General features: G+C 64.9%; 17 protein-coding genes and 2 tRNA genes. 17 read left to right on the top strand and 2 right to left on the bottom strand.

Features of this window, described 5'->3' with window-relative positions; genetic code table 11:
* Positions 1–151 precede the first annotated feature (151 nt).
* From XH90_RS19445 to XH90_RS19415, 7 genes are all read left to right on the top strand, one after another.
* Positions 152–1627 carry an efflux transporter outer membrane subunit gene (locus XH90_RS19445; RefSeq protein ID WP_194475963.1) on the top strand — a complete coding sequence of 492 codons (1476 nt, stop codon included), beginning with the start codon at positions 152–154 and terminating at the stop codon, positions 1625–1627.
* Positions 1617–2978: an efflux RND transporter periplasmic adaptor subunit gene (locus XH90_RS19440; RefSeq protein ID WP_194475962.1), complete on the top strand. Its 1362-nt coding sequence runs from the start codon at positions 1617–1619 to the stop codon at positions 2976–2978. Before XH90_RS19445 ends, XH90_RS19440 begins: the two co-directional genes overlap by 11 nt.
* Positions 2979–3014: 36 nt before the next feature.
* Positions 3015–6164 (top strand): efflux RND transporter permease subunit, encoded by a 3150-nt coding sequence (locus XH90_RS19435; protein WP_194475961.1) that lies wholly within the window; start codon positions 3015–3017, stop codon positions 6162–6164.
* Positions 6164–9268: an efflux RND transporter permease subunit gene (locus tag XH90_RS19430; RefSeq protein WP_194475960.1), complete on the top strand. Its 3105-nt coding sequence runs from the start codon at positions 6164–6166 to the stop codon at positions 9266–9268. The genes XH90_RS19435 and XH90_RS19430 overlap by 1 nt, the downstream gene beginning before the upstream one ends.
* A gap of 41 nt (positions 9269–9309) precedes the next feature.
* Positions 9310–10050: a tRNA-uridine aminocarboxypropyltransferase gene (locus XH90_RS19425; RefSeq protein WP_194475959.1), complete on the top strand. Its 741-nt coding sequence runs from the start codon at positions 9310–9312 to the stop codon at positions 10048–10050.
* A 100-nt stretch (positions 10051–10150) separates the two neighbouring features.
* Positions 10151–10224: transfer RNA gene (locus tag XH90_RS19420), tRNA-Cys, on the top strand.
* Positions 10225–10413: 189 nt separating this feature from the next.
* Positions 10414–10560 carry a hypothetical protein gene (locus tag XH90_RS19415; protein WP_194475958.1) on the top strand — a complete coding sequence of 49 codons (147 nt, stop codon included), beginning with the start codon at positions 10414–10416 and terminating at the stop codon, positions 10558–10560.
* Positions 10561–10631: 71 nt separating this feature from the next.
* Here XH90_RS19415 and XH90_RS19410 read toward each other — a convergent pair whose 3' ends face one another.
* Positions 10632–10826, bottom strand: a complete 195-nt coding sequence (locus XH90_RS19410) for a hypothetical protein (protein ID WP_194475957.1) — start codon at positions 10824–10826, stop codon at positions 10632–10634.
* Positions 10827–11121: 295 nt separating this feature from the next.
* On the opposite strand from XH90_RS19410, the gene XH90_RS19405 reads away from it, so the two are divergent.
* Complete coding sequence (locus XH90_RS19405; protein ID WP_194475956.1) at positions 11122–11385, top strand: hypothetical protein; 264 nt, start codon at positions 11122–11124, stop codon at positions 11383–11385.
* A gap of 239 nt (positions 11386–11624) precedes the next feature.
* On the opposite strand, the gene XH90_RS19400 is transcribed toward XH90_RS19405, so the two are convergent.
* Complete coding sequence (locus XH90_RS19400; RefSeq protein WP_194475955.1) at positions 11625–12767, bottom strand: transporter substrate-binding domain-containing protein; 1143 nt, start codon at positions 12765–12767, stop codon at positions 11625–11627.
* Between the two features lie 968 nt (positions 12768–13735).
* On the opposite strand from XH90_RS19400, the gene XH90_RS19395 reads away from it, so the two are divergent.
* The 9 genes from XH90_RS19395 to XH90_RS19355 all read left to right on the top strand — a co-directional run bounded on the left by XH90_RS19395 (position 13736) and on the right by XH90_RS19355 (position 21796).
* Positions 13736–14899: a PspA/IM30 family protein gene (locus tag XH90_RS19395; RefSeq protein WP_194475954.1), complete on the top strand. Its 1164-nt coding sequence runs from the start codon at positions 13736–13738 to the stop codon at positions 14897–14899.
* 12 nt (positions 14900–14911) lie between these two features.
* Positions 14912–15574 carry an OB-fold-containig protein gene (locus XH90_RS19390; RefSeq protein WP_194475953.1) on the top strand — a complete coding sequence of 221 codons (663 nt, stop codon included), beginning with the start codon at positions 14912–14914 and terminating at the stop codon, positions 15572–15574.
* Between the two features lie 19 nt (positions 15575–15593).
* A complete protein-coding gene (locus tag XH90_RS19385) occupies positions 15594–17303 on the top strand; it encodes a flotillin family protein (RefSeq protein ID WP_194475952.1) in 1710 nt (569 codons plus the stop codon).
* Positions 17304–17511: 208 nt separating this feature from the next.
* The gene (locus tag XH90_RS19380) at positions 17512–17736 is read left to right on the top strand and encodes a hypothetical protein (protein WP_246755531.1); all 225 of its coding nucleotides are present in this window, start codon (positions 17512–17514) and stop codon (positions 17734–17736) included.
* Positions 17737–17871: 135 nt separating this feature from the next.
* Positions 17872–17946: transfer RNA gene (locus tag XH90_RS19375), tRNA-Asn, on the top strand.
* Between the two features lie 193 nt (positions 17947–18139).
* On the top strand, positions 18140–18319 hold the full coding sequence (locus XH90_RS19370; RefSeq protein WP_194475951.1) for a hypothetical protein: 180 nt from the start codon (positions 18140–18142) through the stop codon (positions 18317–18319).
* Between the two features lie 137 nt (positions 18320–18456).
* Positions 18457–19119 (top strand): protein-L-isoaspartate O-methyltransferase, encoded by a 663-nt coding sequence (locus tag XH90_RS19365; RefSeq protein ID WP_194475950.1) that lies wholly within the window; start codon positions 18457–18459, stop codon positions 19117–19119.
* Positions 19120–19324: 205 nt separating this feature from the next.
* Positions 19325–20716, top strand: coding sequence for a TolC family outer membrane protein (locus XH90_RS19360; RefSeq protein ID WP_194482742.1), 1392 nt, complete (start codon positions 19325–19327; stop codon positions 20714–20716).
* Between the two features lie 303 nt (positions 20717–21019).
* Positions 21020–21796, top strand: coding sequence for a PopZ family protein (locus tag XH90_RS19355; RefSeq protein ID WP_194475949.1), 777 nt, complete (start codon positions 21020–21022; stop codon positions 21794–21796).
* Positions 21797–21889 lie beyond the last annotated feature (93 nt).

Here is a 21889-nt window from a genome sequence, read left to right as displayed (position 1 = left end):
ACTGTCCCGCAGTTCCACGCCCGGCTAGTATCGTCGTCATGTTCCGCAGAAAGCACCATGCTGTGAACGAGTTAGATCAAGGCCTCCCGACGTCCGCCCGCGAATCGGCTCATCCGACCGCGCGGCGGCGGCATGATCTGCCCGGCAGGGGGTGGATGTGACACAGCGGGTTCCGGCCGTCGTCAGGCGGCCATTCCTGAAGTCTGCGTCCCGCACGCTGCGTGCTGTGGCCGTACTGTGCCTTGCTTCCAGTTCGGGCGCCTGCGTGCTCACGCAGGATCTTCCAGATCCCGCGCTCGATGTCCCCACGCAATACAAATACGCCGGGAAGGCCGATGCACCGCCGACGCTGGATTGGTGGCGTGGCTTCCGTTCGGCGGAGCTGACGCAGCTGATGGAAGAGGCGCAGACCGTCAACCTCGACATCGCCGCCGCGGTCTCGCGCATCGTCGAGGCCGACGCCCAGGCGCGCCAGGCCGGCGCGGCGCTGTTGCCGAGCCTGTCGGGAACGGGACAGGAGGCTTATTCGCGCACGTCCGGCTCCTCGGCGTCGGGGCTCACCAACGGCGGCCGTGAGGTCGTCAACTACCAGGCGTCGCTGAGCGCCAGCTACCAGCTCGATTTCTGGGGCCAGAATCGCGACGCGCTGCAGACGGCGGAGGAGACCGCCCATGCCAGCCGCTTCGACCGCGACACCGTCGCGCTGACGACGCTGGCGGCGGTCGCCAATGCCTATTTCCAGGTCCTATCCTCGCAGGACCGCCTGCGCACCGCGCAGCGCAATATCTCCAGCGCCCAGCGTATCCTCGACGCCATCCGCGAGCGCCGCAAGGCCGGGACGGGGACCGACCTCGACGTCGCGCAGCAGGAGAGCGTGCTCGCCAACCAAAAGGCGCTGGTGCCGCCGCTGCGCCAGACGCTCGACCAGAACACCAATGCGCTCGCGGTGCTGGTCTCGCGTCCGCCGGAGAGCGTCCGCCTTGCAGGCGGCTCGCTTGAAAGGATCGCGATCCCGCGCGTCACGCCCGGCCTGCCGTCGGAGCTCTTGACGCAACGGCCAGACATCCGCCGGCAGGAGGCGCAGCTTGCCTCCGCCACCGCCAACATCGGCAATGCCCGCGCGCAGTTCTTTCCGACCATCCAGCTCACCGGCAACGGCGGCTATCAGAGCTCGGCGCTGGTCTCGCTATTCCAGCCGCATGCGGCGTTCTTCCAGCTCGTCGGCAGCGCGGCCCAGCCGATCTTCGACGGCGGCAAGATCCTCGGCAATTTCGAATACGCCAAGGCGCGGCAGGATGAGTTGCTGCAGACCTACCGCAAGACCATCGTTCAGGCCTTCACCGACGTCGACAACGCACTATTTTCAATCAAGCAGACCACCATCAAGTTGCAATTGCAGCGCGACGTGGTCAACGCCTCGCGGCGCGCCTTCGACCTTGCCGAGCAGCAGTTGCGTGCCGGCACGGCCGATATCGTGACCGTGCTCAACACCCAGCTGACGCTATTCCAGGCCGAAGACACTCTGTCGCAAGCGCAGCTTGCACGCCTTCTTGCCATCGTCAGCCTGTATCAGGCGCTCGGCGGCGGCTGGGAGCCGCGTATGGAGAAACCGGTCAATGCTCTTTAAGCCGGATACGAAGGACGGCGCGAAGGAGGGGACGGCGAAGAAATCGCGCGGCCGCGGCTTCGTCATGACCCTGATCACACTCGCGATCCTCGGGGGCTTCGGCTATCTCGGCTGGACCTTGTGGCATCAGCAGCCGCAGCAGCAGGCTCCCTTCGGTCGCGGCCAGCAGCGGCCCGATCTGCCGGTGCCGGTGCTGGCGGCCACGCCACGGGTCCAGGACGTGCCCGTCTATCTCGACGGTGTCGGCGCGATCCGCGCGCTCAATACCGTCACCGTGCGCTCGCAGGTCGACGGCAAGCTGATCGCGGTGAAGTTCACCGAAGGCCAGGACGTCAAGAAGGACGACGTGCTCGGCGAGATCGACCCGGCGCTCTACCAGGCAACCTACGACCAGGCCGTCGCCAAGAAGGCCCAGGACGAGGCCCAGCTCGCCAACCAGCGCATTGATCTCACGCGCTACGAGCAGCTCGCTGCGTCCAATGCCGGCTCGAAGCAGCAGGCCGACACCCAGCGCGCCGCAGTCGCGCAGACCGAGGCGCTGGTCAAGGCCGACCAGGCCTCGATCGACAATGCGGCGGCGACGCTGAGCTACACCAAGATCGTTGCGCCTATATCGGGCCGCGTCGGCCTGCGCCAGGTCGACCAGGGCAACATCATTCACGCCTCCGACACCACCGGCCTCGTCGTCATCACGCAATTGCAGCCGATCGCGGCGTGGTTCAGCCTGCCGCAACAGCAGATCATGCGCGTCAATGCGGCTGCCGCGAAAGGCGCGCTGTCGGTCGATGTGTTCGGCAATGACGGCGTCACCGTGATCGACACCGGCAAGCTCACCGGCATCGACAACCAGGTCGACCAGACCACCGGCACGCTCAAGCTGAAGGCGGAATTTCCCAACGCCCAATACCAGCTCTGGCCGGGCCAGTTCGTCAATGTCCGCCTCAAGGTCGAGACCCTGAACCAGGCGCTGGTGGTGCCGACGTCGGCGGTTCAGCGCGGGCCGATCGGCACGTTCAGCTATGTCATCGGCGAGGACAACGTCGTTGCGGCCAAGCCGGTGACGGTGACGCAGCAGAACGAGCATGACGCCGTGATCGCGAGCGGCCTGACAGCGAACGACAAGGTTGTCACCACGGGCTTCGCCAATCTGTCCGATGGCTCCAAGGTCATCATCGGCCGCAACGAGCAGACGCCGTCGGCCGACCTCGCCCCGCGCAAGCGCACGCGCGCGCCGCAGGGCGACGGGAAGGGTGGTCAGGCCAAGGACGGTCAGAAGGACGGCCAGAAGAAGGGACAGACAGGACCGGGTGCAAGTCCGGGTGCGTCGGGGTCGGGAGCAAAGCAGCCATGACCCCGACAAAGCCGGACTGACGACGAGGCGCATCTCATGGGTGTTTCCGAACCCTTCATTCGCCGTCCGATCGCGACCTCGCTGCTCGGCATTGCGCTGTTGATCGGCGGTGCGCTCGGCTATTTCGCGCTGCCGGTCTCCGCGCTGCCGCAGGTCGACTTCCCGACCGTGCAGGTGTCGACGCAGCTGCCGGGCGCGAGCCCCGACGTCATCGCCTCGCTGATCACGGCGCCGCTGGAACGGCAACTCGGGCAGATCCCGTCGCTGACGGCGATGAACTCGACGAGCTCGTTCGGTGTCAGCCAGATCTCGCTCCAGTTCGACCTGAACCGCGACATCGACGGCGCGACCCAGGACGTGCAGGCTGCGATCAACGCCGCCGCCGGCGTGCTGCCCAAGACGCTGCCTTATCCGCCAACCTACGCCAAGGTGAACCCGGCCGATGCGCCCGTGATGACGCTGGCGCTGCGCTCGGACACGATCTCGCTGCGTGCGATGAGCGACATCGCCGACACGCTGCTGGCGCAGCGTCTCAGCCAAATATCCGGCGTCGGCCGCGTGTCCGTGCTCGGCGGCCTGAAGCCGGCCGTGCGCATCCAGGCCGATCTGGCGCGGCTCGCGGCCTACGGCATCGCGATGGAGGATCTGCGCGCCGCGATCGCAAACGCCAACGTCTCCGGGCCAAAGGGCTCGCTCGACGGCGCCCAGCAAGCCTACATCATCGCGGCCAACGACCAGATCGCCGCCGCCGACGCCTACCGTCCCATCATCATCGCCTACCGCAACGGCTCGCCCGTGACGATCGGCGACGTCGCGCAGATCGTCGACGGGCTTGAGAACGACCGCACCGGCGGCTGGTACCAGGGGACGCCGGCCGTCATCATCGACATCCAGCGCCAGCCCGGCGCCAACGTCATCGACGTCGTCAAGCAGATCCGGGCCGAGATCCCCAAGGTCCAGCGCGCCATTCCGGCCGGCGTGAATCTCACCATCGTCTCCGACCGCACCGTCACCATTCGCGCTTCCGTCCATGACGTGCAGTTCACGCTGGTCCTTGCCGTCGTGCTGGTGACGTTGGTCGTGCTGCTGTTTCTGCGCTCGCTGCGCGCGACCGTGATCGCGGGAGTAGCGCTGCCGCTGTCGCTGATCACCAGCTTCGGCATCATGTATTTCGCCGGATTCAGCCTCGACAATCTGTCGCTGATGGCGTTGACGATCGGCACCGGTTTCGTCGTGGACGATGCCATCGTCATGATCGAGAACATCGTCCGCCACATGGAGGACGGCGACAACGCGATGACGGCCTCGCTCAAGGGCGCCAGCGAGATCGGCTTCACCGTAATCTCGCTGACGGTGTCGCTGATCGCGGTGTTCATCCCGCTGTTGTTCATGTCGGGCCTTGTCGGGCGCATGTTCCGCGAGTTCGCGCTGACGCTGACCATCGCCGTCGTGACCTCGGCCGTGGTATCGCTGACGCTGACGCCGATGATGTGCTCGCGGCTGCTCAAGCACGCCCATGAGGAACTGGCGGTGCCGGGGCTTGCCGCCGTGAGCCGCTTCATCGACCGTACCGTCGAATTCTACCACCGCACGCTGCTCTGGGTGCTGCAGCGCCAGCGCGCCACGCTGGTCGTGACGTTCGCGACGCTGGTCGCGACCCTGCTCCTCTATGTCGTCGCGCCCAAGGGGTTTCTGCCGCTTCAGGATACTGCCTCGATCACGGCGGTGACGGAGGCGGGGCCTGACGTGTCATTCGCCGAGATGCAAAAGCGGCAGGCCGAGGCCGCCGGCGCCATCAAGGCCGATCCTGACGTGACGGGCGTGGTGTCCGTGATCGGCGCGGGCTCGGTCAATCCGACCACCAATGTCGGGCGCCTGGTCATGACCCTGAAGCCGCGAGGTGAGCGACGCGACGATGTCGGCGTGGTCATCAGCCGTCTGAAGGAGAAGGTTGCCGGCATTCCCGGCATGACCGTCTATTTCCAGCCGGTGCAGGACGTGCAGATCTCGACCCAGTCGAGCCGCTCGCAATACCAGTACACGCTGACCGGCACCGATGCGGCGCTGGTATCGGAATGGGCGCGCAAGCTCGTCGACGAGATGCGGCGCGATCCCCTGTTCCGCGATGTCTCCTCGGAGGCGCAGGAAGGTGGCCTGCGCGCGCAGCTCGACGTCGACCGCACCCGCGCCGGACAGCTCGGCGTCAGCCTGCAAGCCATCACCGACACGCTGAACGACGCCTTTGCACAGCGGCAGATCTCGACCATCTACGGCCAGGCCAACCAGTACCGGGTGGTGCTGGAGGCGCTGCCGATGTACCAGCGCGATCCCTCGATCCTGTCGAAGCTCTATCTGCCGGGCGGCGCGAGCAACTCCGCGGCCGGCGCGCCCAACGCCCAGGTGCCGCTCGATGCGGTGGCGACGCTGAAGCGCACCACGGCGCCGCTCGCGATCTCGCACCAGGCGCAGTTCCCGGCGATCTCGCTCTCCTTCAACCTCGCGCCGGGCGCCGCGCTCGGCGACGCCGTCCAGGCGGTGAAGGCGATCGAGACCCGGATCGAAATGCCCAGCAGCATCGTCGGCGTGTACGCGGGCGATGCCGCCGAATTCGCCAGGGCGCTCGCCGGCCAGCCCTGGCTTTTGCTTGCCGCCGTGATCACGATCTACATCGTGCTGGGCGTGCTCTACGAGAGTTACATCCACCCGATCACGATCCTATCGACGCTGCCCTCGGCCGGCGTCGGCGCCATCGTGGCGCTGATCCTGTGCGGGCAGGACCTCTCGGTCATCGGCCTGATCGGCATCATCCTCTTGATGGGCATCGTCAAGAAGAACGCGATCATGATGATCGACTTCGCGCTGGAGGCCGAGCGCGGGCAGGGCATGCCGGCGCATGAGGCGATCGTGCAGGCCTGTCTGTTGCGCTTCCGCCCGATCATGATGACGACGCTGGCCGCGCTGTTCGGCGCACTGCCGCTGGCGATCGAGAGCGGCACCGGCGCCGAGCTGCGCTTTCCGCTCGGCATCTCCATCATCGGCGGCCTGCTGCTGAGCCAGCTGCTGACGCTCTACACGACGCCCGTGATCTACCTCGCGCTCGACCGCATCAACCGCCGCCTCGAGCAGGCACTGCCGCCGCCGGAGCCCGAAGCGCCAACGGCCGGCGCGACCGAGGGGATGCAGTGATGGCATCGATCTCGGAGCCCTTCATCCGGCGCCCCGTCGCGACCACGCTGCTGTCGATCGGGCTGTTCCTGCTGGGGGGCGTCGCTTACGAGTTCCTGCCGGTCGCCTCGGTCCCGAACGTCGATTTCCCCGCCATCTTCGTCTCGGCGAGCCGTCCCGGCGCCGATCCTTCCGTGATGGCGGCGACCGTCGCCGCGCCGCTGGAACGGCGGCTCGGCGAGATCGCAGGCATCAACCAGATCACCTCGACGTCGTCGCTCGGCACGGCGAACATCCAGCTCCAGTTCGACATCGGCCGCAACATCGACAAGGCCGCGCGCGACGTGCAGGCCGCCATCAACGCCGCGCTGGTCGATTTGCCGAGCGATCTGCCGGCGCTGCCGCGCTTCCGGAAAGCGAATACGGCCGGCGCGCCGGTCTTCGTGCTGGCGCTGACCTCCAAGACGCTGTCCGCCAGCGCGATCTACGACGTCGCCGATACCGTGCTGGCGCAACGCATCTCGCAGGTCCCGGGCGTCGGCGACGTGACCGTGTCGGGCGCCGACCAGCCGGCGGTGCGGATCCAGCTCAACCCCGTGGCACTGTCGAACGCGGGCATCGCGACCGACGACGTGCGGACCGCCATCGTCAACGCCAACCCGCTCGGGCCCGTCGGCATCTTCAACGGCGAGCGCCAGAGCGAAACGCTGTCGCTCAACAAGCAGATGCGCACGGCGCAGGAATTCCGCGACATCATCATCAAGAGCTCGAACGGCAATTTCGTCCGGCTCGCCGACGTCGCCGAAATCGAGGATTCAGTCCGCAACGCGCGCTCGATCGCCTGGTTCAACAAGCAGCCGGCGGTGCTGATCCAGATCACCAAGCAGGGCGACGCGAACGTCATCGACACCGTCGACCGGGTCAAGGCGCTGATCCCTGCGCTGAAGCAGTGGATCCCGGCCGGCGTCGATGTCTCCACCCTGGTCGACCGCACCTCGACGATCCGCGCCAGCGTGATGGACATGCAGTGGACGCTGCTCGCGACCGCCGTTCTGGTCATGGTCGTGGTGTTCGTGTTCCTGCGCCGCGTGACACCGACGATTGCTGCCGGCATCTCGGTGCCGCTGGCGCTGGCCGGCACCTGCGCCGGCATGTGGGTCGCCGGCTTCTCGATCGACAATCTGTCGCTGATGGCGCTCGCGATCTCGGTCGGCTTCGTCGTCGACGACGCCATCGTCATGATCGAGAACATGTTCCGCAATCTCGAGCATGGCATGCGGCCGATGCGGGCGGCGCTGGAGGGCGCCAGGCAGATCGGCTTCACGGTGGTCTCGATCAGCCTGTCGCTGATCGCGGCGTTCACGCCGCTGATCTTCATGGACGGCATCGTCGGCCGCCTCTTGCGCGAATTTTCGCTGACGCTGACCTTCGCGATCGTCGTCTCGACCCTGGTGTCGCTGACGGTCACGCCGATGATTTGCGCGCACTACGTCAGGCAAGCCACCTCGGGGTCCGCCACGCTGTTCGACCGCCTGATCGAAGGCTCGCTGTCGCGCATCGTCGCGTTCTACACCCGCACCCTGCGGGCCGTGCTCGATTTCCCGTTGCTGACGCTGCTCGTGTTCTTCGCCACCATCGGCCTGACGGTGATGCTCTACATCAAGGTGCCCAAGGGCTATTTCCCCACTGACGATTCCGGCTTCGTCATCGGCGCGACGCGGGCCTCGGCGGACATCTCGTTCCAGTCGATGCTGACGCTCCAGCAGAGGCTCGCCGACATCGTGATGCAGGACCCGGCCGTGGCCGGCATCGGTTCGACCGTCGGCGGCGGAGCCGGGCCGGGAGGCGCGACCTCGAACCGCGGCGTCATGTACATCAGCCTGAAGCCGCCCGAGGAGCGCGATCACATCTCGACCCAGGTCGTGATCGATCGTCTCAGGAAGGCGCTGTTCCCAGTGCCCGGCATCCGTCTCTTCATGTTCGCCGCGCAGGACGTCCGCGCCGGCGGCCGCCAGAGCGACTCCAACTACCAGTATACGCTCTCGAGCACCGACCTCGACCTGCTGCAGAAGTGGGCGCCGATCGTGGCCAAGCGGATGGAGACGGTGGAAGGCATCACCGATATTTCCAGCGACCGCGACCCCGGCGGACTCCAGCTCACGCTGAACATCGACCGCCAGAAGGCAGCAGCGCTCGGCGTCAAGGTCCAGGACATCGACAATGCCCTGAACAACGCCTTCTCGCAGCGCCAGATCTCGATCATATACACCCAGCGCAACCAGTACATGACCGTGCTGGAGATCGATCCGAAATTCCAGGTCGATCCGTCCAACCTGGAGCGCATCTACGTCGCCGGCGCCGGCGACGTGCAGGTGCCGCTGTCTGCCGTGGTCCACGCGACGCGCGGGCTCGCCGCGCTCGCGGTCTATCACTCGCAGTCGGTGCCCTCGACCACGGTGTCGTTCAACACCTTGCCCGACGTGGAGTTGCAGGCCGCCACGCAGAACATCCAGCGCGCGGTGGACGAGTTGCATATGCCCGAAGGTATTCGCGGCAGTTTTGACGGCAATGCCGGCGATTTCGCCAAGACCAGCGGGCGTCAACCCCTTTTGATCCTCGGCGCGCTGGTGGCGATGTATATCGTGCTCGGCGTGCTCTACGAGAGCCTCGCCCATCCGCTCACGATCATCTCGACGCTGCCCTCGGCAGGCCTCGGCGCGCTGCTGGCGCTCCAGATCACCAATACGCCGCTGACGGTGATCGCCTTTGTCGGCATCATCCTCTTGATCGGCATCGTCAAGAAGAACGGCATCATGATGGTCGACTTCGCGCTCGATGCCGAGCGCCAACGCGGCCTGTCGTCGGCCGAGGCGATCTTCGAGGCCTGCCAGGCGCGCTTCCGCCCGATCCTGATGACGACCATGGCGGCGCTGTTCGCCGGCATTCCGCTGGTCATCGCGACCGGGCCGGGCACCGAGCTGCGGCGCCCGCTCGGCATCACCATCATCGGCGGCCTGTTCGTCTCGCAGGTCCTGACGCTCTACACCACGCCCGTGATCTACCTCTTGATCGACCGCCTGCGCCGGCGGTCCGAGCCGCGTGCGCTGGCAGCTCCGGCGGAATAGGCGGGTTGTTGAACCGCCGTGCGGAGCGTATAGCGGCGACCATGTCGAACCCAGCCGAGACCGCGGCCGCAGCGCCCGAGCCCATTCCCGAATGCCCGCACTGCCAGAAGCCGATGCCGCTGTGCATCTGCGACAGTGTCACGCCGATCGAGAACAAGCTCTCGCTCCTGATCCTGCAGCATCCACAGGAGCAGGACAGGGCGCTAGGCACGGCGCGGCTGCTTGCCAAGCATTTCGCCGATGCGACGGTGAAGGTCGGCCTGTCCTGGCCGAGCCTGTCCAAGGCGCTCGGCCGTCCGATCGAGAATGCCTCGCACTGGGCGGTGCTCTATCTCGGCTCGGCGCGCGCGGCCGATCTCGACGTGGACGGCGAGATCGTCGCGCTCAACCGCAAGGGCGAGGTCGCGGAGAACCAGCGCGCGATCCTCGGCAAGCTCGAAGGCGTGGTGCTTCTCGACGGCACCTGGAGCCAGGCCAAGGCGCTGTGGTGGCGCAATCCCTGGATGCTGAAATGCCAGCGGGTGATCCTCAATCCGAAGCACCCGTCGCGCTACGGGCGCCTGCGCCGCGAGCCACGCAAGGACGGACTGTCGACAATCGAAGCGGCCGCGACATTGCTGTCGGGGCTGGAGCGGCGCCCCGACATTGCCGAGACGCTGAACGCCAGTTTCGAACGGCTGTTGGCACGCTATCGCGAGGTTCAGGCCGAGATGCCGGATCTCGCGCCGAAGCCGGCGCCAAAAGGCCGCCGACGCGATTTCCGCCGAGGCAAGCGGTCCTGATTTTGCGGTCATCGCGGCGGAGCCCGGGACAAGGAGGCCTGAGCCCGCCCCGCGGGGTTGCCTAAACGTCTGATCCCCTATATTGCTCCGCCCTCGTTGAGGCCACGTGGCGGAGTGGTTACGCAACGGTCTGCAAAACCGTGTACACCAGTTCAATTCTGGTCGTGGCCTCCATCACAACTCCCTGATATCCCAGCAAAAAAAATCTTCGCGCCGGTTCCGCACGCGACCGGGACGGCATCTTGCGCCTGCCCGGCACCGTGTTCGCCCGGGGGTGGCCGGAAACCCGCGATTCAGGTGGTCTGGCATAGAGTTCGCATCAGCTGGGTGATGCAGTCCCACCAACCGAGCCCTGGAGAGCACGTGGGCGAGATCGTACGATTTATCCCGAAGTCCGAGCTGGAGCGGGCGCGCCTCATTCAAGAGGCACGCGCGATCTATGACAGCATCTTCCCGCCTGCCGTGCCCGACCGGGCGCCGCAGGATGACGAGGACAGCGTCAAGAATTGATCGTCGGACGGCGTGATCGCGCCTCGCGTGTCGCGACGTCGACCTGTTGTATCAGGCTGGGCCGGGATGTCTCAGCAGGCGGCGTACCAACCGTCCGGAAAGGGCAGCAGGGGCCAGGCGCCCTCATTGTCGTTGGCCGCTTTCGGCGTCGCGTCGAAGCTCCACGAGCGGGACAGGAAGTCCTCCTCCGGTGCGGGCGCGAAATTGTCATGAATCATGGCGTCGCGGACGGCATCCAGCATCAAGTTGAATTCGGCTTCGCTCATCACACCCTCCGGACCACGGATGGCGCACTGTCGCAAAGCCGGTTTGTTACCCGATTGACCCGATCGCTCGCATTTTAACGATCAGGCGATCAGGGCCCGTTTGGTTAGCGTTTCGTGAAAATCCCCAAAGAAAATCCCCGAGGCCCACTCGGAAAAAACCCCGAAGGAAAGTCTAGGTTCCTGCGCGGCGGTGCCAGTGTGAAAGAGATCACATTCCCCGGGATTTAATCCTCCTACCTCTTTGCCCACACCGGCCAACGGCGGCCGGGCGGGCAAGGCAGACAGGAGACTGGTCATGAAGGCGAGGTTCTTGCGGTTTGCGCGTGTGAGAAGCCGGGCGCGCCGCGCCTCCACGGTCGGGCTGTTCCTGACGCTGTTTGCCACCACAGCCCAGGCGCAACAGGGCACGCCGGAACAGCGCCGGGCCTGCACACCCGACGTCTACCGGCTCTGCGCCGGCGAGATCCCCAACGTCCGCGCCATCACGGCCTGTCTGCGTCGTAACCGCTCAAGCCTGAGCGAGGCTTGCCGCAGCGTGTTCGACCAGGCGGGCGGCTGAGCCGGGTTGGCTGTGGATTTGTGCGCAGCAAGTGGCTGGTGAATTCTGCACAAATCGTCCGCGTCGAGCTGTGGATATGCTGCGGACAAGCTGTTGAACGACCGGGGTCCGAGGCCGGTCCGGGAAATCTCGGAATCACACCTGACGGATTCGTGACGCAGATTCGCCTTGCAGCAAGATCGTCTGATTTGTCGGGACGCCTCAGCCCGAACGACGGGACCTCGTTCCGGCTGACCTATCTAACGTTTGCCGAACCATTCCTCGTAAATCCTCTGATATGTGTCGCCCTCGCGGAGCCCCAGAAGAGCTTCGTTCACTTGCTTGCGCAGGGGACTGCCCATCGGAAAAACGATGCCGTAGTCTTCCTTGTGGAACACCTCGCCAACGGTCCGGGCCAATCCTCTGCCGTCGTGGGTCGTGAAGTAAAGCAGGGCGGGTGAATCGAACACGACCGCGTCGACCTGCTGGTCCAGTAGCGCGTGGTAGAGGTCATCGACCTTCTCGTATTCGCGAACCTCGGTCTTGAGCTCATTCAGATAAGCCGTCGCCGTGCTGCCCCGTGTCGTGCCGACGGTCTTGCCGACGAGATCCTGCGGGCCGTTGATCGGTCCCTTGATCTGCTGCACGGTCAAAGACGCCGTCAGCTGCGCCGTATAGAAGGCGACGAACACCACCCCCGTGAACATCCATAGCACGGCCACGATGCGAGCCATCCAGTGCCGCGGCATCTGGTCGGCCTGGGTGGCGAGCGTGCCCGCCGCCCAAAACATCGCATGGAAGATTCCGGGGAAATATTTCCGGGTGGGAATGATTCCGCTGTGATGCGTTCGCTCGACCAGAAACATCAGATGCGCGGGAACCAGGATCAGGAGAAGCGCAACACCGAGCCAGATCAGCAGCGTGCGCGAGAAGAACAGTTGCATCAGCTCGCGCAACGGATTGGCTGCGACATTGACGGCATTGCCACGCACCAGAACCTGCAGGCCCGAGTTCATGATCGGCTGGGAGAAGTCGAATCTGTCCTCTCGCTCCGACGTGATCGAGATGGCCGCGATGGCGAGATCGGCCCGTCCACTTGCCACAGCGTCGAGCAATTCGCGCACATCCGGCAACACGACATATTCGGTCTCGCGGTTCAGTCGTTTTCCGATGCTGTTCCAGAGCTCGATACTGAAGCCGCCTAGCGTGCCGTTCTTCTCGACGACCATGGGTGGGACGACGCGGGTCGCCACCCGGAGCCTGGCGGTCTCTGCCTGGGCCGTAGACCAGGTCACGCAGATGAGCAGTGCCAACACCAGCCCGCGCGTGACCTTGGCCGCGACCGGCCAGGGCAGCCGACCGGTTCGAGCGCGAGAGCTGGTGGCCGGTTGCGGACGTGTCATCGATGTTTCCCGGTCTCGAGCCGCGTCATTGGCGGATCCTTGAGGACAGTCCCGTCACGAATTGATGGCTCAGTCCGTCATAAAACACCATCCCTTGCGTTGCCCGACGAGCAAAACACCCAATCAGCGGGTCAATCGTCGCTGGCGAAAATATTCTCCTTTACCGAATTTCTGATTTGCAGTAGATATCCGCCACCTCATCCCGGTCAGGGGGCGTATCGCGATCGTCACGAACGTGGGATGAGCCGTGGTGGACGTGGGTCACACCGGCGCGAAGGGTTTTGCAGGGCGGGCAACCGTGAGCAAGGGCCTCGCGCACACGACCGGTGTGACGGCGTACGGCAAAACCGTGTCGTCCTGACGCCCGGAGTCTGTGCGTCAAGTCTTGCGGTGATGCGTGGAGCCCAACCGGGCCCGCGCATCAGCCATCTGCAAGGCGACGGGGGCAATAGTGCATCGCTCCCCGGGGAGACCACGGCATAAGCCGTCAACCCACTGCGCAGGGAAGGCCGGATGTTTTGGCTTCACCTGTATGCCGCTGTGCAGCCTCTTGTAGCGCAGATATCGCACAGTGGACCGCGGGTGCCAGCCGGCACCCGGTCTTCCCTGCACCCTCTGACATAGGAGGGGTGATGCGGCGATGCAAAGCTCGGGCGCAACGCGCCGCGAGATCGCGAGGCTGTGTCTGCGTGTTGGGATGCGAAGGGATAGCGCACAGTCCGTGCCCCGCACGCGGCGATGACGGCGAGAGAGTTGCCCATCACAACCCTGGTCTCATGTCTCAGTCGCTGTCGACTTTACGTAAAATTGCAACCCGAGCGTGCAGGAAGTCTTGATCGGCGGTGAACTAGGAGTGATGGCCCGCCTTGAACGCGGCCCCGGGCGACAGCGACTAACCTTCAGAGTGCATCAGGATCAGCGGAACGTGATCGAACTCCCCCTTTGTAAAGCACCAAAATGGTGCTTTAGTGCTTTCCATGAGCCCGTCGCCCCGAAATGCGCCATCGGCGCTTCGATACCGGCTTGCCCCTGATCCGGCCGCCAAGGCCGCCATGGAGGCGACGTTCCAGGCTTATGACCGCATGATGGAGATCCTGGATGAGGTCGCACGAACCCATAACGTGGGCTCCAATGTCGTGCTGCTGCATGCCCATGCCTACGAGCCGATCCGGAAAGAAACCGCGCTGCCGTCGCGGCTGGTGACGCTGGGCCTGCGCGACCGCGCGGACTATCGCGCCGCGCAAGGCCGCCGCCTGCCGCTCGACGACAAGCTGGCCAAGATCAAGGGGCCGGCCACCATTTCGATTTCCACCGTGCAAGGGCGCTTCAGCGTGCCCTTCGACTACGTCGGTTACGCGGACGGCTGGGGCCAGAGCGTGCCCGCGCACCTGATCCGCACCGACGACGGTTTCGAAGTTCACTACGGCGTCACGCCGAACAGTCTGCCAGAGGAGGAGAACGCTATGGATACCATCGCAGCCGCTCCCGAGAATTTCCTGTCCCGGGTCGGACGTCTCATTGCCGGCATCGCTTATGACGCGATCGAGCAGGCGGAAGGCAACAACAAGCTGAAAGTGGTCGGCCAGGCCATTCGCGAGATCGAGCGCGCCGAGAGCGAGGCGCGCGATGCGCTTGCTGCCGCGCGCGCCGAGGAATACCGCCTCAATGCGCGTCGTACCGAGATCGAACGCGAGATGACCGATCTCGCTGCCAAGATCGAGGGCGCGATCGCCGACAGCCGCGACGATCTCGCTCGCGCCGGTATCGCGCGGCAGATGGATCTGGAGGCGCAGTTCGAGGTGCTCTCCCGCGCCATCGACGAGAACAACGAGAAGATCGAGCAATGCGTCACCTCGCTGCGCGCAGTGCTCTCGGCGCTTCAGGATGCCGAACGGCGCCGCGTCGATCTTGAAAAGAGCGAGGCCGCGGCGAGCCACCAGGCGTCGAATTCGCCGCGGAAGCGTGGCGGCAGCTCGGCGACGGCGAAGGCGCTGCGTGCGGGCAGGGCGGTGGCGCGCGTCACCGGCGTGCCGCCGGGCATTCCGTATTCGAGTGACATCGACGAACTCAGCGCGCTCCATCGCGACAAGGAAATTGCGGCGAGGCTCGCGCGGTTGAAGTCGCGTTCCTGAGAGCATCGTGTCATGAGCGCATTGCTCGAACACGTCATGTCGCCGGAGGTCCGGCCGTTCGCGATCGCGGCGGCCATGATCCTCATCGTCGGCACGCTCGAAGTGGTCACGATGCTGGTCGGGGCCTCGCTCAGCGAGATGCTCGGCACCAGCATCGATTTCAGCCATCCCAGCGACAACGGCGTCATCAACGCCATCTCCTGGATCAACGTCGGCGGCGTGCCGCTGCTGATCTTCCTGTTGCTGGCGCTCGGCGCCTTCTCGATCACGGGCTTCCTGATCCAGGACGTCGCACGGATGGTGGCCGGCCCGTTGCCCGCCTCGATCGCCTCCCTTGCCGCGGTCGTCGTCTCGGTGCCGCTGGTCCGTGCCGCCAGCGGCGGCATCGCACGGATCATTCCCAAGGACGAGAGCTACGCCGTCGGCCTCGGCGATCTCGTCGGCCGCGTCGGGGAGGTCGTGGTCGGTCCGCTCGACCAAGGGCCGCCCGGCCGTGTCAGCGTCGCGGACATCCACGGCAACAGGCATTTCGTCTCGGCGGTCGCCGCGCCCACGTCATCGCCGCTGCCCCAAGGCACATTGGTGCTCCTGGTCGATCGCGTCGACACGCGTTTCGTGGCTGTCAGGGCTGACGATGAACTGAAACCGACAAAACCTACTCCAAGCAGCAGCTAAGTCATTATCGGAGAAAATCATGTTCGACATCGCAGTCCCGGCCGTGATCGGCGTCGCGCTGATCGTCGTTTTGGGCATTATCTTCACCATTCTCTACAAGCGCGCCACGCGCGATGAGGCCTTCGTGCGCACCGGCCTCGGTGGCAAGAAAGTCGTGCTCGACGGCGGCGCCATGATCCTGCCGATCTTCCATTCCTATGCGAGCGTGAACCTGAAAACGCTCAGGCTTACGGTCGAGCGGAAAGAGAGGGAATCCCTCATCACCAAGGATCGGCTGCGCGTGGATATCGTGGCCGAGTTCTATGTCCGTGTTCGCCCGGATGACGAGAGCATTGCGCTGGCGAGCCAGACCCTGGGCGCATTGACCAACGACGCCGAAGCCCTGCGCAACCAGGTCGAGGCCAAATTCGTCGACGGCCTGCGTTCGGTGGCGGCGACCATGACCATCCTGGAGCTCCAGGAAAAACGTTCGGACTTCGTCAAGCACGTGCAGGCGACCGTGGAGTCCGACGTGAAATCCAACGGCCTCGAGCTGGAGTCGGTATCGCTCACGAAGCTCGACCAGACCGATGTCAAATTCTTCAACCCCGAGAACTTCTTCGACGCCGAAGGCCTGACCCAGCTCAAGACCATCACGGAAACCCGCCGACGCGACCGCAACGCGATCGTGCGCGACAACGAGGTCGCGATCGCGCAGAAGGATCTGGAGGCGCGCCAGCAGACGCTGGGGATCGAGCGGACCAAGAAGGAAGCCGAGCTGTCGCAGGAGCGCGACATTGCCAACAAGACCGCGAGCACGCGCGCCGAGGTCGCCACCGCGACGCAGACCGCGCGCCTGACCGAGGAGAACGCCCGCATCGACACCGACCGGGCGGTCGCGGAGAAGGAGGCGGGCGCCAAGCAGGTCAAGGAGACCGCCGTCATCGAGTCGGATCTCGCGATCAACAAGCGCAAGACCGATGCGCAGCGCGAAATCCAGATCGCAACCCAGGAAAACGAGATCCAGATCGCGTCCAAGAGCAAGCAGACTTCAGAGGCCGTAGCCGAAGCCAAGGCGGCCGAAGCACTCGCCGTATCGGCGGAGGAAAAGGTCGTGACCGCGCGCGCCGTCGAAGTCGCGGATCGCGCCCGACTGACCCAGGTGCTGGCCGCGCGCACCGAGGCCGAACGCAAATCCACCGAGTTGATCGTCGCGGCCGAAGCCGACAAGAAGGCTTCGCTCGACCGCGCCGAAGCCGTCAAGACGCTGGCGACGGCCGAAGCCGAGTCCAACAAGATCAAGGCGGTTGGCGTGCGCAACATCGGTGAGGCCGAGGCCGCCGTCATCACCATGAAGAACGAGGCGCAGAACAAGCTCGGCAGCAACGTCATCGATTTCGAGATTGCCAAGAAGCGGATCGAGACGATGCCGTCGGCGCTGGCCGAGATGGTCAAGCCGATCGCCAACCTCAAGGACGTTCGCATCCTGCACACCGGCGGTGCGTTCGGCGGCAACGGCAGCGGAGCTGCAGGCGGCGGCGTCGGCTTCGGCGAGGGGCTCGCCGGCGAACTGCTCAAGGTCCACGCGCTGCGTCCGATGATCGACGAGATCCTGCGCCAGAGCGGCTTTGCACCGGGCGATGATCCCGTGAAGTCGCTGGTTGGCGCCGTTACAGGCAAGGCCAACGGTGCCGCGACAGTGCCGGCGGCGGTGCCTGCGCCGGAGAAAACAAACTCCGCCGATCTATGAATGTTGGTTCATTGCTACGGAGAATTCGAAACGATATGACTTCGCTCGTTGCGCGTCTCGCGTCGCGCAACGAGCCGGAGCGCGGGTCGAGAGGCCGTCGAAACTCTCGACCACGCTCCGGACGAACTGTTCAAGGCAACGCCTTGGTTGCCGCGGCGCTTGCGCCGATCGACGTCAATTCCTCGGCTTCAACACACCGGACGATGGCTTGGACGAATGGGACAACGAACTGGACAAGGTCTTGCAGAACCAGGCCAGCACCTATGTCGAGTTCGACGATGATAATGACGAAGGCTGCGTCTGGAATATCCGCGTTGTTTGGGAGAACTACAACGAGTCCGTGCTCTGGAAGAACGTCAACCTCTGCAAGTTCACCGCGCTTCGCCTGCGCTACGATTCCGGCACCAAGTCCACCTCGTTCGTCGCCGAGTAATTTGACCTGACCCAAGCCGAGGAGGGGCTGGATCAGCCCTTTCTCGATGCTTTGCGCACGATGGCGAATTCGTCCTTTGCAAGCGCAACCGGCTTTGTTATACGCAGCCCCGCGCGAGCGACTGGTTCGCTCTTTTCCTCGGTAGCTCAGCGGTAGAGCATCCGACTGTTAATCGGATGGTCGCTGGTTCGAATCCAGCCCGGGGAGCCAAATTCCGCTTTCTCACCAATGATTTGTGGGTCGCTGTTGATGTGACAGGCGACGTCGCTCGACTAAGTTCGCAGCCTCGAGGCGTCCGAACCAAGCGCAGAATCGCGTTCAAGCGGACGTGTCCTGCACGGCACCAAATCGACTTAATTCAATTCGAGCTTTGTGGGGCCGGACTCTTACGGAGCTGATTCCCATGCCCGACATCGAGATCGAACGTGTCCAACTGGCCCCTTCGATTTTGCCGGCGGATGTTCCTGAATTGAGCGACGATGAGTGCCTCGCGTGTCTTGCTCGCGCAGTCGAGAGCCCCGATTCAGCGCGGCTGGACGAAGTGGCAGCCCTGATCGGCCGCCTTGCCGTCGCGATCGAATAGGACCTCTCTCCTCCGCCGCCACGCGCTGTGCAACCGTTGGCGGACCGGCCAACGGACGTGTTGCGTTTTCGCGGAGCCTGCTCCAAAGATGCCGCCAATCCATCTCCGCGGCATCGTCCGCCTTGCAGGGTCCGCAAATGTCCGGTTTCTCGACCGCGCGCCAAAAAATGGTCGATGGCCAGGTGCGCACCAATGACGTCACCGATCGCCGCATTCTCGATGCCATGCTCACGGTTCCCCGTGAGCTGTTCGTGCCTGCGAGCCGGCAGGCTCTGGCCTATCTCGACCTCGATCTCGACGTCAGCGAGAGCGGCGCCAAGCGCTTCCTGATCAAGCCGCAACTTACCGGCAAGCTGCTTCAGGCCGCCGAGATCGGCGAGGACGACAACGTGCTGGTCGTTGGCTGCGCCACTGGTTACCTCGCTGCGCTCGCCGCCAAGCTTGCGCGTCAGGTCACCGCAACGGAAAGCGATTCGGCTCTGGTCGCGAAAGCCAGGGAAGCCGTCGCCAACCTGGGGCTCACCAATGTGACCTGCAAAGCCGCGGCCTGTGTCGACGGCGAGGCGTCCGCCGCACCCTATGACGTGATCGTCCTCAACGGCGCCACCGAGGTGACGCCGGACGGCCTGTTTGGGCAACTTCGGGAAGGTGGACGCCTGGTCGGGGTCTCGGCCGAATCACGGCCGTCGCGCGCCATGATCGTAACCCGTTCCCACGGCGAATTCGGCTATCGGCCGTTGTTCGACGCGGCGGCTCCGGTGCTGCCCGGCCTGGAACGGGCCGCCGCCTTCGTCTTTTGACGGCCGAAATCCTGTTAAAATACCGTTCTGAATCAGAAGTGTGGCCGGGATGCTGCACGTGAAGAGTTTCCGCTGAGAACCACCCTGAGGTAGTTCCGTCGCGCTTGACCGCGTCCTATGTTGCTACGGGGCAACGACTCCACTCGGATACGGTATCCAGGTTCGCGGGCACGAGCTTGGCGTGAGAATGAACGGAATTTCAGGGATGCATGGGGTGAAGCTTTTCACCGGAGCAGCGGTTTCGGTCCTCCTGGCGGCACTTGCCGGGCCGACGCCTGCATTAGCGGATACGATCGAGGCTGCGCTGGTGCGCGCCTATCAAAACAATCCGCAGCTCAACGCGCAGCGCGCCCAGGTGCGCTCGACCGACGAGAACGTGCCGCAGGCCCTGTCGGGCTATCGCCCCAAGGTCAATCTGAGTCTCAGCACCGGCTATCAATATCAGGACATTCAGGCGGTGCAGAAGGGCCTGGGGATCCATAGCGATCCGCCGCTGCAGCCCAACGCCGCCAGCCTGACCGTCAACCAGACGGTCTATAACGGCAACCAGACTGCCAACAAGACGCGCGCGGCGGAAAGCCAGGTCTCGGGAGCGCGCGAGGCTTTGCGCGTGCTCGAGCAGACGGTGCTTCTGCAAGCTGCAACGACCTACATGGACTACTTGCGTGATTCGGCGACGCTCGAGGTTCAGCGCAGCAACGTGCGCGTGCTCGAGCAGACGCTCAAGCAGACGCGCGATCGTTTCAATGTCGGCGAGGTCACGCGCACAGACGTCGCGCAATCCGAAGCGCAGCTGGCTGCCGGCAAGACCCAGGCACTGACCGCCGAATCGAATCTCACGACGACGCGTTCTAACTTCCGCCGGATCATCGGGAACGAGCCTTCGAACCTGGCCCCGGGTTCGCCGGTCGATCGCTTCCTGCCCACTTCGATCGCCTCTGCAGTCAATCTCAGCCTGGTGGAGAACCCCAACGTCACGGCCTCGATGTATGGCATCGACGTCAACTATCTCCAGGTCAAGATCAACGAAGGTGCGTTGCTGCCGACGGTCACGGTTCAGGCCGGCATCAGCCAGTCGTATCAGCAGACCCTGACCGTTTTCCGAACGACGTCCGCCTCCGCCATCGCGACAGCGTCCGTGCCGATCTTTCAGGGCGGTGCTGAATACGCGCTGATCCGGCAGTCGAAGGAAAACCTGGCGCAGCAGCGACTGAACCTCGAAACCACCCGCGATCAGACCCGGGCCAACGTCGTGCAGGCCTGGGGTCAGCTGGAAGCCGGCAAGGCGCAGGTGCAGTCCGCGCAGGCGCAGGTGACGGCCTCCGAGATCGCGCTGAACGGCGTGCGCGAAGAAGCCAAGGCCGGCCAGCGCACCACGCTCGACGTGCTCAACGCGCAGCAGGCGCTGGTCAACGCGCGCGTTGCGCTCGTCACCGCCCAGCATGACCGCGTGGTCGCGTCCTACTCCGTGCTCAATGCGGTTGGCCGTCTCGCGCCGCAGGTGCTCGGCCTCAACACCACTGTCTACGATCCCAGCGTGCACTACCACCAGGTTCGCGACAGCTGGGCCGGCGTGCGCACGCCTGACGGGCGCTGATTGCCGTAGTTCTCCGGTCGGCCTCGCAAACAGTCGACGCCGACCGGTGCTTTGCTTGCAATCATCAAAATCCCTGACATAGCCTTGCCAAGAAGCTGCGGGTCGATTCGCTCCGCATCCGATGTTGCGTGGGTACTGCGTGAGTGACGGGGCAGGGGCGCGCCGCCTGACGCTGAGCCGTGATCTGGGGACAAGTCTGGCTGTCGCGACGAAAATGTCGGGGCACACATCCGGAACCGGCCAATCCTGTCGTGCTTGGTGTAAAACAACGCATGCGAGGGCGTTGATGATGTGGAGTCGGAGATGACGCAGCCTGCAAAGGTCACAGAGCCCTCCATGGAGGAGATTCTGGCCTCGATCCGGCGCATCATTGCCGATGATGAGGCCAAGCCGCCGCCGGCAGAAGCTGCCAAGCCCGCACCGGCGCCGGCCGCGCCCGCACCAAAGCCGCAGGCGATGGCCGACATACCGCCGTCCAAAGTCGCCGCGCCTGCAAAACCGGCGGCTGAAAAGCCCGCGCCGCCACCGGCTGCCAAGCCCGCTGCGCCGCCGCCTCAGCCCGCGCCTGCGGCGGATGCCGGCCCCAACAACCAGGACGATATCGACGCGCTGCTGGCGGGCCTCGACGAGGCGACGCCTGCTCCTGAGGTGCGGGCCCCGGAACCGGAGCCTGAGCCTGAGCCCGACGTGCTCGAGCTGACCGACGAGATGGCGATGGATCCCGCACCGGCACCGCCGCCGCCGAGCTTCCGCAGGGTCGAGCCGCGCGATGACCTCGAATTCGCCGAAGCGCCGCCGCCTCGTCCGGCGCCCGCGCCATCCTATGCGCCGGTGGATTTCGACGGGCCGCCGCTGCCGCCACAGCAGCCGATCCTGGCCCAGTCGACCGTCTCGGCAGTCGAGTCCGCCTTCAACTCTCTGGCTCACACGGTGCTTAGCAGCAACGCCCGGACGCTGGAGGATCTCGTCAAGGAAATGCTGCGTCCGATGCTGAAATCCTGGCTCGACGACAATCTGCCCGGCTTGGTCGAACGCATCGTGAAGGCCGAAATCGAGCGGGTCTCGCGCGGCGGTCGCTGAAGCAGGCCCCTCGGCCCCGATAAAGCCCTGCTCCCGTGTCATACTTGACCTGCCGGTCGGGCCGGAAAGCCCTTCTGCCGCCGAGCTTTCCGT

Source organism: Bradyrhizobium sp. CCBAU 53338 (genome assembly GCF_015291665.1).
Lineage (GTDB): Bacteria > Pseudomonadota > Alphaproteobacteria > Rhizobiales > Xanthobacteraceae > Bradyrhizobium.
The sequence above is the reverse complement of the archived record's forward strand: the minus strand, read 5'-3'. Positions and strand labels throughout refer to the sequence as shown.

Excerpts from the sequence above, each read along its gene's own strand:
- XH90_RS19440 (WP_194475962.1), top strand. The coding sequence starts at position 1,617 with ATGCTCTTTAAGCCGGATACGAAGGACGGCGCGAAGGAGGGGACGGCG.
- XH90_RS19435 (WP_194475961.1), top strand. The coding sequence starts at position 3,015 with ATGGGTGTTTCCGAACCCTTCATTCGCCGTCCGATCGCGACCTCGCTG.
- XH90_RS19430 (WP_194475960.1), top strand. The coding sequence starts at position 6,164 with ATGGCATCGATCTCGGAGCCCTTCATCCGGCGCCCCGTCGCGACCACG.
- XH90_RS19425 (WP_194475959.1), top strand. The coding sequence starts at position 9,310 with ATGTCGAACCCAGCCGAGACCGCGGCCGCAGCGCCCGAGCCCATTCCC.
- XH90_RS19410 (WP_194475957.1), bottom strand. The coding sequence starts at position 10,826 with ATGAGCGAAGCCGAATTCAACTTGATGCTGGATGCCGTCCGCGACGCC.
- XH90_RS19405 (WP_194475956.1), top strand. The coding sequence starts at position 11,122 with ATGAAGGCGAGGTTCTTGCGGTTTGCGCGTGTGAGAAGCCGGGCGCGC.
- XH90_RS19400 (WP_194475955.1), bottom strand. The coding sequence starts at position 12,767 with ATGACACGTCCGCAACCGGCCACCAGCTCTCGCGCTCGAACCGGTCGG.
- XH90_RS19390 (WP_194475953.1), top strand. The coding sequence starts at position 14,912 with ATGAGCGCATTGCTCGAACACGTCATGTCGCCGGAGGTCCGGCCGTTC.
- XH90_RS19385 (WP_194475952.1), top strand. The coding sequence starts at position 15,594 with ATGTTCGACATCGCAGTCCCGGCCGTGATCGGCGTCGCGCTGATCGTC.
- XH90_RS19370 (WP_194475951.1), top strand. The coding sequence starts at position 18,140 with ATGCCCGACATCGAGATCGAACGTGTCCAACTGGCCCCTTCGATTTTG.
- XH90_RS19365 (WP_194475950.1), top strand. The coding sequence starts at position 18,457 with ATGTCCGGTTTCTCGACCGCGCGCCAAAAAATGGTCGATGGCCAGGTG.
- XH90_RS19360 (WP_194482742.1), top strand. The coding sequence starts at position 19,325 with ATGCATGGGGTGAAGCTTTTCACCGGAGCAGCGGTTTCGGTCCTCCTG.
- XH90_RS19355 (WP_194475949.1), top strand. The coding sequence starts at position 21,020 with ATGACGCAGCCTGCAAAGGTCACAGAGCCCTCCATGGAGGAGATTCTG.